Here is a 13,913-nt window from a genome sequence, read left to right as displayed (position 1 = left end):
ATGATGTTATACTTTTTAAAGATCCTTGCTATTTGTTTGTCAATACCATAGTCGTCATTCTTCTTAACTACTATCACATCTATCCGCAGCGGTTCCTTTGACAGGAACTGTTCTTGTATTATATCAATTTTATCTTTTTCATTTTTAAAAATCTCTCTGATAGCTGCATAAAAATCACTATGCCAATCATTGGTTATCTCATCCATAATAATCTCCTTCAATTCTCTTCGATTTTATTATACCATAATCTGTGTTCATGATGATGTACACTTACCTCTTTTAAGCTATTAAGCATTGGTTTTTATGTAATCAATATAGTAACTTGCGGCACGTAACTGCTCAGTATCTCATATAGGGTTTTCTGTATGGTCCCAGAGAGCCTATAAATAAGCCATAACTTTAGCTTTTTTCTTTATTCTGTATTGTACCATAATGATGCACAGTCACAATAGCCTTCAAATATAATGGTAAACAATGCTTTCTAATCTAACGTAATCAACTTCTCTGTTTCCAGCTCATTAATTTTATTTAAAATATCCTGTTGACTAAAATATGGTTTGATTTCATGTATTAACTTTGATATATCCTCTTTTGTGAACTTAATATTATTTTCTTTATAATCATTTACAACGTAATGTATAGTTGTGATCAACTCCAGGGATTTTGCATGTAATTTTCTAAACTCTTTTACTGTATTACTTATAGTAGCTCCATACTTATCAATAAACGATTTTGCTTTTTCACTTATATCCTCCATCACTAATTCTTTACCTGGTAATATATTGTATCCACCATTATTCCACATAACTTTTGCAGCATCCAAAAATGATAAATAATCCAGATCATCTAATATCTCTTTCGCAAAAGGGCCATAAGTATATAAACTGAAATCATAGCCCATAGGTACATTATATCTTTCCTGTAATAGATACACCAACTTAACTAATGCTGTTTTACCTAATATGTACCCCGATTTGTTCATTTCTTTAATTATATGCAAATAGAAGCATACCTTACAAATTCATTGTTTTCCATCAATAAAACTCTCCCGTCGCATAATACCTATCGCTTTATCTCTTCTCTCCCATTCATTTATTTTTATAAAACCATAAATTGGATCCCTTATCTCCCATCGCTTTTCCCCAAATTTACCACTCCCTTTTATCTTCTATTTTCTCTCTTTCATGGCTTGATATGTAACCTTCAGCTTGTTGATATAAGCCAATTTCACTTTGTTCTATAGCCTGATTTCTCGAATACAATAGCGATTTAAAAAATCGAGTACACCTTCAATATCAACATAATGCGCCTCATGCATTTTAACCTGTAATTCTTTAGGAAGAAGCGGGCTATATTTTGAGGCGAATTGGTCCTTTTTACTATCGTAAACGTTTATTCCTCAAGAATAATAAAAAAACCATGCACTTTCATCTTTCTTATCTTGCCTTATTTCACTTATTGTATAATTTTGCTTCCTATACTCCTCTGCAACTTTTTCTGCATCTTTTTTCTTTCCCACAATTCTTACATACATTTTACCAGTCGAGGTTTTCCCTGTCGTGACTTGGTATTTTCCTTTATTTTTTTCCTTTTCTTTGCTATGTTTTTTGCTCCATTCTTCATGATCTAGTGGTTTAGCATTTTTTACAGCTTCAATAATTAAATTAATATCCTGCTCAGATATATTTTCTCCTTTTACTTTTTTAATCTCTCCAACAGCTTCCATTCCTCCAATAACAACAGGCATGCTGCAATCTTTAGCTTTTACCCATTTAGCACGTTTAAATACAACAATGGGATATATATGTTCTTTAACCTTCTCATATAAATTAGACAAATTTTCTTCTAACCATTTTTTAAATAACTTAATATGCCTTTCATTTTGTTTAGTAGGGCTTTGAACTTCAATCCACTTATTCCCCTGTTTCATACGCCATTTATCTTTTGTACCCAAAAAAGTCCCATCCCATGATTTTGTCTCCAATACAAAAATTCCATTTGTACTTAACACAAGGTGATCGACTTGTATAAACTCATCAGGCTCTACCTCTAAAACAAGGTCATTTACAATAACTGCATCGCCTGGAAGCCATAAATGTAATGCCCAACCAACTGAATTTTCTCCACTACTTCCCTGTTCTTTTTCAGAATTGCGCCTCCATGTATAAGCGACATCTGCAATAGGTTCTAATAACCAGCCCAAAAAACCTTCACTAATCTTGTCTAAATGTTTTTGTTTTTCTCTTTCTTCTTTTTCGTTGATTTTCTGATAAAAAAGCTTTTTTATTTCTTTATCCTGCTCTACAAAACGGGCTAACATTTTTCTTCCTCCTTACATTTTTCCTTTAACAAGAAAGTCTTTTCTTACCTTCTCAAGAATAGGAGATGCAAGTAAATAGCTAACGACAGATTCTGTATTCAAACTAAATTTATTTATTAAAATTCTTATTGTATCCCTTAAGAAAAAAGCAGAAAAACTCATGTTTTGGGAGATCTGATATATTATATTTCCATCCAGATCTTCTTCCATTTGTACTTATCTTCCATCTCAACACCCCTTTTATGCAGCAAAATTACACTCATCACTGCATTTCCACTGTATCTTTTAGTATATAAGCATTTAAATAATCCTCAAATTGCTTTTCATATAAATTTTTTATAAACATAATTAAATCTTCAGGTATATCTTCATACCAAGCTAACAAGTCGTTATAAAAATTAATATCCTTTCTATAATTTTGAAAAACTGCATATCCCTCTTTATAGCTTAAAAGTATTTTCTTTAATCTTTGCAGTGAATCATAGTTCAGCAAATTTAAATAATCATAGTTACTTATATAGTCACTCTTATTTTTCAATAATTTCTCTACTCGGTGATATTCATCATACAAGCATTCATAATTGTTTTCCTTTATCGTTTTTATATCATTCTTTAAATTATCCAATAGCCAATTAAAAAACTCTTTAATATCATCAACAATACCACGTTGTTCATATTCCAACAAAAAACTACGAAGAGTTGACTTCAAACTTTTATCAAAGCCAACATCAAAAGTAAACCTAATGTCACTACCAAATCCTTTATCAAACATGTTTCCACCTTCTTTTATAACAAAACCCATTTGTTCCTTTATCATACTTCCTCTTCCAAGTCCATAACACTTTATAAAAATTATTTCCATATATTGTAATTACATACTTATAAAATTATGAAAGGGAAGTGTTCCTAATTAATTTTTTCTCCCTTCACAAATATTCCGCTTTTCTCTTTTTAAGTTCCTTTAACTGTATCCATGATTACGACATCTTCTATCCCAACAAAATCACCAGGCACCGCGTAGACATTTTGAGCCTCTCCATCACGCCATACTCTATCGCTATGTTCTCAAGCTTTCAGTATTCGTTGTATGAAAGCCTCAAAGCCATATATCCTCTGCAAAATGTTTCTTGAATATCCCGAGTGCTCATACCATTGACGTATAACGTTTCATATCAACACAGCAGAAACTTAGGGATTTTAACGGACAATAAAGAAGTTATTCTATCTTTCCTTAATAATTCCTCTTACATATAGTATCAAGTACATGTGCCAATTTTTTTCTGCTATCTTTGGACACTTCAAGCCCGGGAACAGCTTTTCTCTGCTCAATTTTCGGCCCATCAGACTGACTCCAGTCAACGAAATTCAAAATTCGCAGTTCCCTACCTTCCGGAGGAATAAGAAAGTCAAGGAGACGGTTTGTCAGATCCTCGTGGTGGCTCACAATAAAAACCTGACGTCTGGCAGAAATTTCTCCGGGTGCATAAGCAATCTGTCTGATTAGTGCAGCAGTTCGCGGCAGCTGAGCCATATCGAAGACAGTAGTTACGTCATCTAAGGCTATAATGTTATGTCCGATGTATCTATTAAGAGAATAGTTAAGACCAAGTAGTAGAGCAAGGCCTAACTGAGCTTTTTGACCAGTTGAAAAGGCCTTGAGTGGTCGACCATCTGCCGCATAAACCTGCAACGTATCACCAGATTTTGCGCCTTTGCTTCGTTTAATTTCCAAGCAAACAGGGCAGATACCTTCTACAATACGAAAACGTTCCAAAATCTCGTTTATATTTTTTTCTAGTTCCTTAAGAACATTCTTCGGCGGAAGAAGTGCCGCGTTTAACACCGAATTTTTTCCTGTTTCTTTCTTCAATGCTTCTGAAACTATGTCTATATACTCCTTTACCCTGATATAACTTTCTTTTTGCTGTAAAGCAGATATTCGTCTTTCGTCGAGTTCCTCTACCTGGATCCATTGCGATATTGCTTCTTGAACGCGATCTATCGCGGAATGAAGTTGGCTCGGTTGAGCTGTAAAAGATGACATTCTTTCTTTTAAGATAGAAGAAGGTATAGGTGTATCGCTATTTTTAAAGTCCTTTAATTCGGAATTTAATCCGGTTTGCTCTAACAAATAAAAGATTTTTTTTGATTTCTCTAAAAGCATACTCTGATTTTGCATTTCCTTCTGCTTGTCAAAAACCCTTTGTTGAAGTTCAAAGCGCTTTTGACCGATACGCGACTGCCATTCCTCAAGCCGATCAACTAGCCTGTCAAGATCATCTATCCCAATCTTTCGGAGCCATTCGATAATAGATAAAGGCGGGCTAATATCCGAACTAACTTCAGGCACTTCAAGCCACATTTTACCTTGATCTCGCAGAGCCGTCAAAACTTCCACCAGATTCGGTCCTTTTGGGTTATCAAAGTGCCGCTCCAGTTTTTCAAACAATGTTAATTTTGCATCTCCAGCTTACGGACTTCCTTCGATAACCTGCTTATTTCCTTTTCCTTTTCAGGCCAATTACTAGGTGGAAACACCTGAGCATCGTTAGGTATATCATCTAGAAGCAACTTGAGCTTTTCTCTAGTTCCAGCCATTTGATTTATTACTTTATACCGTAATTGAGACATAGCTTCTTCTATAAAATGTAAGACTACAGAAGGCTTTTCATCTGTACCAAGCTGCATTCCATTAGGCATAAGCAAATCCAAACATTCCGCACCCAAACTTCTCAACTCACTCTGCCATCCTGCTCGCAGATTCTCTGAATTTATCAAAAATAACCAATTCCTATCCCTTTCAGGAAGTGTAATCTGCATTTCCGTCCGTGCTACTTTTACCATTTCATTCCATGCGTCTCTGAAAGCAATCACCGCCTTTTTTCTCTTTTCACTGATATCACCTTCGCCGAGAAAATCCTTTTGAGCAAAACTTTTCAATATATTGTCAGAATCAGCCTTCCATTGTTTCAGCGCTTGTCTCACCGCATCCTGGGCTTTCTGTACATTTTCAGGTTTTGGGCTGAGAAATTCTAAAAGTCCAACCTGAGCATCCTCCTCTTCAAAAAGTTTGCTCAAGAGGTCCTGGTAAAAAAAACTGCAACGCGCAGCCAATTCCTTTGAAATACCGCCGATCCATGAGCTTTCCAAAGGTACAATCTCAGGTTGTTTTTTCGAATTTTCCATGACAGTCACCTTCACAGTATCGCTTTGGTTTTCAGCATATTTAACAACTGCCTCAATATAAGTTTCACCATGATTTTCCCCATTGCACGAAGATAATGGTAACCTTTCTGAATAATAATGACGATTCAATAAAAGGCAAAGCGCATCGACAAAACTCGTTTTGCCGAAACCATTGGGGCCCCTCAGCAACACAATATCAGCGTCGGTATTTAATTCAATCGGAGTATCATTTACAAACCCCCTAAACCTGCAAAGTTTTATCGACTTTATACGCGATACATGTTTATCGTTCACTGCCCTTTCTCCCCTCCATGAGCTTATATATGTCTTCCATCCTCTCATTTAACCAATTTTGAATAGGCTTATCGGTTCCTTCATCCAAAGATTGGGCTATAGCGGCCAGTAGGCTTGCGTGTTCCTCCGAAGTTCGCCTAGACCGCATCTCGCTTTGAAAACTATTAATGATAGCTTTAATATCTCGAGGTTTCAGTTCTATCTGTGGCCAGGCTGTAGAGGCTGTTCCTAATATCTTCCGAATAATATCCTCGACATCTTTATTTTCATCCTTATCTTCGCTTAAAACAACAATGGAAAAGTCTCCTCGATGCCAATCCTGATCGGCAGCCCACTGATTCAGCTTATTTTTGATTTCAGCATCGACTCCTTCTAGAACATGAATCAAACACAATACCGGAACTACCAGCTCCAACTCTTCTGCATAACTGGATAAAAAACGTAGAAGTCGACCAAGACACTCTTGGGTTCTGTTAGTTTCAGAAACTCTACGTTCCCAAGAAAGGTAGACAGCCAGAGCTACCTCTGATATATAAATACCCTTTACGACAAGACCGAGATCCTTGCAACCTGTATAGTCCATTAGCGATTCTATATCTAAATCGAGCTTCCATTCATTTAATTTAGAAGATTTATCCACCAAGTTCCTCACCTCATTAAACTATAATGGTTCCGTCCTGAGACGCACACGGCGACGTCCCTCGTCGGTCAATATAAAAGTTCTTCTAAGATTATCGTGAAATGTCTTCTTGGCCTCTCGAACATTATGGGCATGTCCTAACAACTGTAAAAATGAGATCTGGCGAACCGTAACTACCTTTATATCATCATTCTTCTTATTAACCAACCATATTCTGCGAGTACTTGCCTGCCAATTACCGACCACTATCTGTATAGCTGTACTAATTTTCTTGTCTTCACTCCACAATATTTTTTGAGGTAAGTAGCTTGCTACATCTCTATGGATAATGTAGAGCCTAATATTTGCACCACTAAATATATGGGATGTATCAATATATAGACCCAAGGGGCCATCTTTATCGCCGATCATGTTATTCAGTAGCTGCCAGGTAATATCATTATTAGGTTCATATGAATCATTTAATAATAATAAATAGATTAACATTAACACAATCATTATTAACACTGAATTTTCAATAAGATTGCTGTACAAGCCTTCCTTTACCTCAGGTTGAATTCCACGTACCCGTTCTACCCATCTCATCAGAGGAATAACTCTTCTTTCACCTTCTTTTAAGTCAAGCATTTCTGGAAAACGTCCGAAATTGAACCCCGAGTTATTTTCAGGAGCTAACCAATCGAGAACTTCGACCATAAGTGCGCTAGCACAAGGTAATGACAACGAGAGAAAGGACGCGGCAGCACCATCGCGCCTGCATTCTTCCCTCAAAAGCCGCCAAAAAGCTGCCTGGAAAACGCGCTTCCAGAATATATCGGCTTCCAGTACCTGTGTACCTGAACTATCCTTTGAATCAAAAAACTCAATATCTGAACCAAGAAAAGAATTTGCATTGAGGTCTTTCGGGCTGATCGATGCATTAGAGTAGTGAGCAAAGGCGTGCAATATTTGTGTTTGACTTAAGGTAAGCTCATTTCCATAAGCAGCTATAAAAGGTGCATTCGGCTTGGTCCAAATTTCGTCATTACTATTTGTACCGGACTGGGTACTATCCTTCTCTTGCAAAGCAAACTCCTCACAGACCTGCATAACTGTAAAGCGTACCTGCGGTTCATCACTGCCAAAACCGGAGAAAAGAAGGGTGCGCGAACGCATTCGATCGCGGAAAAGATCCCTTGCCCAACTGCGATGTCGCCAGTGCTGCAGATCTCTTTCGGTCAAAAGAATACTTTTACATTTACATTGTCCATTCTGAACATGATCTTGCTTTGGAGGCAGCTTTCCGGCACATCCGTTTATTTTATAAACCTTAAGACACCGCCGTGGTTTTGGCCCGCTTGTAAATTGTCTTCCTGCCTTGTCACGATATTCTGAGAGTGTATCTATCACCAAAGCCGGAGAATCATCTCCCATCAAGGGATATTTCAATCCAAAAGTATTACAATAAGCTTGTTCCATACACGTATCATAATTGGTGGTAATTACTTCGTCTATAAGTCCCTCCCTTGCAAGAAATGCAATGTAATAGTGAGCATCGGTAGGCTCTACATTTGCAAATTCAGGGATCTTTAAAATGTCGTAGATTAGTTCAAATCTCCTACATGTCTCGATCTGATGATTTTCTGAGCAGGACCACTCCCAAAGCTCACAGACCTTATCAAAGGATATATTGGGTTTATCCCTACTCCCCCCATTACACACTTCTTTTTTAACTACACATGATTTACAACATTTTTGACTTGCACATTTTTCCTTCAAAGCTTCAAAAACGCGATTTTGCATTTTACTCGTTATCGTGAGGTCAGTGATTCCTCCACGATGTTTAGCTTCGTAAGAAACACCCGCACCGATAAACGGCACAACCATTCCCTCGAGCAATCTTGTGAGCAATCGGTCAAATGTAGTTTTGGGTTCTCTTTTCGCGACCATCTTATCACACATCGGGACTATATATCCCGAATACCTCCTCCCTGCCATTTTGTCCAAACTTCTCATTAACCACTATTAAATTGTACGTTTTACTTATTTAGCCCAATGGTGACACTCTATGACTTAATCCTGTAAATAACAACACAAACATTAAAAATATTTCGACATATCTCGACAAAATAAAAACAGGAACCATCCTGTTTTTGCTAAAACAAACCTTTTATAACTATCGTAAACAACACTAAGCCGTTGCTATACTAAATATTTTTCAAAATCATTCACTATCGCTTCTATATCCTCATAATTTTTATAAGTATAACAAGCAGCTTTTATTTTATCACCAACTGCTGTTTGCATTTTATCCCGAAGGAAACGCCAAAGAGATAAATGAGATCCGTAATCCGCTTCGCTACTTTGATGAAACACATGAAAAAGGACAATAGGCTTTTTTATAATATCTAGATTTTTTTCTAAACAATACCAATATTTAACTAGGTTCGTAACACCACCAGCACTTTCTGCTTCAATCACAATGTGATAAGTTTCAGTATCAACCCTTAGGTCACCAAACTGAAAGTAGGTGTTACCATCAATAATTATCCGGTTGTCTTTTCCTTGCCCTTTAAATACATTATAACCATATTTATGTGCCATCTCCACAAACTTTTTAAGGATCTCACCTTCAATATTCATTCTTTTTCTTTGCATGATACTGCAATCCCTTCTATACCCAACGTGGCGATAAGCTTCTCGCTGTTTTTGGTTTCTAATTTATATATTTAATATATTTATATTTTCATCGTATTTTAAGTGAGCTGGTATGGACTTCTCTATTTTATATTTATTTCATATATCTACTTTTCACTTTAAGTTATTTTTGATTAAAAATTCTTAAAATCCTCTCTGCTCTAAAATTTTTATAAAGTTATCAATGGCATTTAAACGTCCCCTAATTTTCAACTCTATATTGATATTATTGCATATATCTTCTATTATGCTCCTTATGTATTCATCTCTTACATAAACCCTTTTGGGTTTTCCAGTTTGTAAAATATAGTCAATAATCATTCTCAAAATTTCAGATATCTCATCATCTTTTGGAGAAAGTAACTTTTGATCAAGCACAATTCCCGTCCTAGAATCAGCCAAAACACATATTCTAATAGATAGTGGCCTTTCATATTTTTTATCTTTTATGCTCCCTTGCACATAGGCTATATCTAATTCCAATATACTATTTATAGTTTGCTGTTTATTAAGCCTAGAAATTGACACCTCGTCTTTTAAAAACACTTTTTTATAGGCAGGAGGTACTGAGAAAAGCGGCGCTTCACAATTAAGCCATTGCTTCGTTTCCTCATCATATCTACGAAGCAATGTCACGCCTTTTTCAAAGTTCACTTTAATTTTACCTTCTAAATATGCCTGAAGAGCCATGTATAAATTTTTCAAAATTTCTGTTTCTTTTAATACTTCATCTTCATCTAAAATATATGGTGAATAACCTTTTTTAAATGAGCGAAAGTAAATCCAGTTATTTTTCCCTCTAAATTTTAACCCCAAATCTTTGATAATCTGTAGTTCTTCCTTAAACAATTCTTCCCTGTCACCAAAAAAACAGATAATAACATTATCCTCTTGAAACCTTATTACCTGCTCAGGTGGAATATCATCTCTTTGAATCATTGCCATAAGCCTATTAAACGCTTCAAAGCCATAATAACTTGCAATACAAAAACACTCTCCGCTCTTTCCCATTACACTACAATAAACAGGTTCACTCATAGCAGGGTGAAGTATAGTTATTAAATCCATATCCCACAAATGCTCCCATGGCCTTAATTCTTTAACTTCAGAAGCTACTTTATAAAGTTCTCGCCACTCATCTAAAGTTGCTTTTTTATCCATTGTTCAAAATTCCTTTCACTTATTTTTAAATTTTTACTTATATTTTTATTCTACATGTAAAACACACTATTTTCAAAGTTTAATTTATATCTTCTCATATACTCCTGATGAGATCGCTGTTATACCTATGAAGAATCTTGTTAATTTTGTCTTGAGTCATGGCAACAATAGATTACTATTTAAGGCATCGGTGATGTATTAGCCGCGGGCCTTGTGGCTGAGATTGGTGATGTTAAGTGTTGCCTTTTTTAGAGTTTTTGAGGCCTTTATCTTTCAAGGTTTCAAGAAATACTACTTGACATTACACCGCTTGTCTCCCACTGTAGTTTGTAAAAAACACGATAATTAATTAATAAATAAAAAATAACCACCGTAAAATTAAGGTGGAATACACATTACTTCAAATACTCATCCAAGTCTTCTATCTTATTAATCTCAAATATGTGATCAACTATTTCAGTTAAGGTACGTTCATTGGCATTTTCTATCTTCTTTTTGTAATCAGAAGAAATGTCTCCAAACTTTCTTGTTAAAAGCCTTATTAAGGTTTTGCCTATGCCCTTCTCAATACCCTTCTCAATGCCCTTTTCAATACCTTTTTCAATGCCTTTTTCTTCTCTTTCTTTTAATTCCTCTTCTGTATATATTTTGAGATTAGCCTCTTTTAATGTCTTTATTATATACTCCTGGGTCTCTTCATTCACTCTATCGCTGTACATTTTAAACACCTCCACAGCTTTCTTTATATTTACCCTAAAAGCCGCTTCCAATAACCTTATCTTCTCATCCTTATCTTTTACGTCATTTATGCTTTTTAGTAATTCTTCGAATGCTTCTCCAAAATATACATTATCGCTCAATAATATCACAGGATAATTCTCTTTTACATTTTTCAGCTCTTTTAATACCACTAACTGTATTGATATCCATTCGCCTTTTACATAGTATATACCATCATCAAATTTCTCTACATTTATGCCGTATTTCTTCAGAAATTTAGTTAATTTTCGTGGATATGAATTACTTACAAAACTTAATGTCACTTCTTCTATTTTTATGTCATCAATCTTTTTATTGGTCTTCTCATAATCATTCATTATGGATTTGTAAGTATATGCGTAACCTAATCCTTTAAAATAATCGTCTATTGATACATAATCTTCTGGTGATTTGTATTCTATGATGTTATACTTTTTAAAGATCCTTGCTATTTGTTTGTCAATACCATAGTCGTCATTCTTCTTAACTACTATCACATCTATCCGCAGCGGTTCTTTTGATAGGTACTGTTCTTGTATTATATCAATTTTATCCTTTTCATTTTTAAAAATCTCTCTGATAGCTGCATAAAAATCACTATGCCAATCATTGGTTATTTCATCCATAATAATCTCCTTCAATTCTCTCCGATTTTATTATACCATAATCTGTGTTCATGATGATGTACATTTACTTTCCAATAGTTCCGTCCCAATTTATTTCTCCAACAAATGAATCAATTACGGTTCCAGGTGAAAAATAATATTCAGGTTGTGAAACTACATAGCCCGGTTTAATTGAGCTATTAGACTCTTTTTTTGGATCAAAATAACCTCTTCCACTTAAAAGCTCTACGTCACCTTTAAATTTTATATTTTCATCGTATTTTAAGTGAGCCGGTAAGGACTTCTCTATTTCTATCTTTACATTTTCTTCTGATTCTTCTGATTTCAATTGAAAATTGCACTTATTTATTGATTCAAGTAAAACATGGCCAAAACCATACTTTGATTCACCGCCAAGGATCAACTCTTCGATTATATTAAAATTGCCAATAAAAATTCCCGAGTTAACATCAGAATCATTACTTTTAATGTAATTGCCTTCAATTTTAGCGTCTTTTTTTATCCATATACATCCTATAATTTTCGTATCTTTTAAATTCCCATTTCCATCCTTAAACTTATTGTTTATGAATTCAATTTCATGTAAGCTTTCATTTTTAGCCGTTCCCGAAGAAAAATCTATTGCTGTCAAAATTCTACTGCCTATAAACTTGTGTTCAAACTCATATGAAGATATTTTGTTTTTATATCCAAATTTCAAACCATCGTCGGTGTATTCTGGGGTATATACATTTTCTTCATCGTAAATATAGAAATATGAAAATCTAAAATTATCCATAATTTGTCTTCCGATTTTTTTATACATTTCTGAATCAGGATCTTTATATAAATGCTCCGTAATTCTTTTTGTAACAGCGCCCCAAAAATTTCTACCAAGCACATAATACCTTGTAGGCGAAACTACAGAACCTTTAAAAGGCATATAACCAATGTGAAGAGGACTTTTTAATCTATACACAACATCAAGTCTTTCCCATCTGTTTCCGTTCACATCACTCACCAACTTTTGCATGGTATAAAGCATAGGTTAAAGTATGCGCGATAATTTTTTTGAGAAAAAGAAGCTTGTCAAGATTTTCAGCAACAACTTTTAATTTTTCACAAAACTTATAGAAATCATCATTAAGGAACGAATCTTCATCGCTATCCAGAAGGTATTTTTTTATCTCTCGTTTGTTTAATAATTCAACTAATTTTTCTTTTATATCTTTTCCTTTGTCTTCAAGCCATAAAAACATCGCATAAACGCCGTCTTCTTGTAATATTCCAAGGGCTTTCCGTATATTGTTTTGAGCATCCTTCCCTTTTGGCATATTCTGACCAACTTCAATACAAACATAGTCGAGATTAAGCATCGGCCTTTTCCCCCTTGCTCTTTGAATCTACTTCTGATATTTTTAACTCGATTCTGCCAAAGCCCCTCGTTCCCATTCCTCCTATACCAAGAAGTTTAAAGTATGGAGAAACGTGATCTATTATACTTATTATATCTTTTAAATTTTTAGCATCTTTTCTAACATTTTTACGTTTATCTATCCCAATCTCAAAACCTAAAACCGTACCCCTTGGTATTGCCTCATAGGTAAAAAGTGCTCCCTCCTCTGCAGTACCTGTTTCTGGATTAATCCTCACGGAAGTTCTGATCTCAAGGTTATCATTTACTATATGTGAAAACAATTTATCTGAAACCACAACTACCTTCTTAACCCAATTATCTATATCAGGTAAAGTTACATCTAAATCCTTTCTAACCTCCAATAAAATCCATCCAAGATTTAAAAGACCATCAGATTCAATTCCTTTTATCGCGCTGGCATTATCCTTAACATTATCATCTTCAATATTATTCAGTATGGTTTTTATTTCTTTATTATCTTCAAACCAGTATTCAAGCAGTTCTCTTGTGGTAACCCACACAGTTCCCTGGGACGATGAAACAGGAAAGAATATTATCTGGCCATCGTAAAACCTGATTATCCCTTGTTTTTGCTCATCGCCAAAGTAGGATTTTACTTCCTCTTCTGCATTATCCCTATTATTTTTGCAATTCTCATCATTTTCCATTAAATGTATTATATAAAATTCCTTTGTAACCCCTGCCATAGAAGTACCCGGTATTTTGGGTACATCTGTAGCAGGATCTCTAACAATTGTATTATCTACTCTTCCTAGCCTGTATCCCCCTTCGCCGATATGTACAGGATCAAGGGTCCTTGCATAAACCTTTTTGATCTCTACAAAATTACTCATG

Annotated in this window: 14 protein-coding genes and 1 pseudogene; all 15 read right to left on the bottom strand. The window is 35.0% G+C overall.

The genetic code is table 11. The features are described from left to right. Positions 1-206, bottom strand: a pseudogene (locus tag BUB87_RS10360) (hypothetical protein); the annotation flags it as partial. 275 nt (positions 207-481) lie between these two features. Beyond that, entirely contained in the window at positions 482-934 is a 453-nt protein-coding gene (locus BUB87_RS10355) for a restriction endonuclease (RefSeq protein ID WP_159432401.1), read from the bottom strand. Positions 935-1,399: 465 nt separating this feature from the next. Next, entirely contained in the window at positions 1,400-2,320 is a 921-nt protein-coding gene (locus tag BUB87_RS10350; protein WP_073345027.1) for a nuclease-related domain-containing protein, read from the bottom strand. Positions 2,321-2,332: 12 nt separating this feature from the next. After that, on the bottom strand, positions 2,333-2,530 hold the full coding sequence (locus tag BUB87_RS10345; protein WP_200792811.1) for a hypothetical protein: 198 nt from the start codon (positions 2,528-2,530) through the stop codon (positions 2,333-2,335). 52 nt (positions 2,531-2,582) lie between these two features. Then, complete coding sequence (locus BUB87_RS10340) at positions 2,583-3,137, bottom strand: hypothetical protein (RefSeq protein WP_073345024.1); 555 nt, start codon at positions 3,135-3,137, stop codon at positions 2,583-2,585. 414 nt (positions 3,138-3,551) lie between these two features. Next, positions 3,552-4,769, bottom strand: a complete 1,218-nt coding sequence (locus tag BUB87_RS10335) for a hypothetical protein (RefSeq protein WP_073345021.1) — start codon at positions 4,767-4,769, stop codon at positions 3,552-3,554. A 2-nt stretch (positions 4,770-4,771) separates the two neighbouring features. Further along, positions 4,772-5,800, bottom strand: a complete 1,029-nt coding sequence (locus tag BUB87_RS10330) for an AAA family ATPase (RefSeq protein ID WP_073345019.1) — start codon at positions 5,798-5,800, stop codon at positions 4,772-4,774. Next, positions 5,790-6,452, bottom strand: coding sequence for a hypothetical protein (locus BUB87_RS10325; protein ID WP_143156675.1), 663 nt, complete (start codon positions 6,450-6,452; stop codon positions 5,790-5,792). The genes BUB87_RS10330 and BUB87_RS10325 overlap by 11 nt, the downstream gene beginning before the upstream one ends. A gap of 9 nt (positions 6,453-6,461) precedes the next feature. Next, entirely contained in the window at positions 6,462-8,300 is a 1,839-nt protein-coding gene (locus tag BUB87_RS10320; protein WP_159432400.1) for an SIR2 family protein, read from the bottom strand. Between the two features lie 321 nt (positions 8,301-8,621). After that, on the bottom strand, positions 8,622-9,077 hold the full coding sequence (locus BUB87_RS10315; RefSeq protein ID WP_073345011.1) for a hypothetical protein: 456 nt from the start codon (positions 9,075-9,077) through the stop codon (positions 8,622-8,624). A 183-nt stretch (positions 9,078-9,260) separates the two neighbouring features. Then, on the bottom strand, positions 9,261-10,277 hold the full coding sequence (locus BUB87_RS10310; RefSeq protein ID WP_073345008.1) for a DUF7309 domain-containing protein: 1,017 nt from the start codon (positions 10,275-10,277) through the stop codon (positions 9,261-9,263). A gap of 395 nt (positions 10,278-10,672) precedes the next feature. Continuing rightward, on the bottom strand, positions 10,673-11,662 hold the full coding sequence (locus BUB87_RS10305) for a DUF4351 domain-containing protein (RefSeq protein ID WP_073345006.1): 990 nt from the start codon (positions 11,660-11,662) through the stop codon (positions 10,673-10,675). Positions 11,663-11,726: 64 nt separating this feature from the next. Continuing rightward, positions 11,727-12,653, bottom strand: a complete 927-nt coding sequence (locus tag BUB87_RS10300; RefSeq protein WP_200792810.1) for a hypothetical protein — start codon at positions 12,651-12,653, stop codon at positions 11,727-11,729. 1 nt (position 12,654) lies between these two features. Next, a complete protein-coding gene (locus BUB87_RS10295; RefSeq protein WP_035171840.1) occupies positions 12,655-13,017 on the bottom strand; it encodes a hypothetical protein in 363 nt (120 codons plus the stop codon). Next, positions 13,010-13,912, bottom strand: a complete 903-nt coding sequence (cmr4, locus tag BUB87_RS10290; RefSeq protein WP_073345003.1) for a type III-B CRISPR module RAMP protein Cmr4 — start codon at positions 13,910-13,912, stop codon at positions 13,010-13,012. The genes BUB87_RS10295 and cmr4 overlap by 8 nt, the downstream gene beginning before the upstream one ends. Position 13,913: the final 1 nt, after the last annotated feature.

The organism is Caldanaerobius fijiensis DSM 17918 (assembly GCF_900129075.1).
Classification (GTDB): domain Bacteria; phylum Bacillota; class Thermoanaerobacteria; order Thermoanaerobacterales; family Caldanaerobiaceae; genus Caldanaerobius; species Caldanaerobius fijiensis.
The sequence above is the reverse complement of the archived record's forward strand: the minus strand, read 5'-3'. Positions and strand labels throughout refer to the sequence as shown.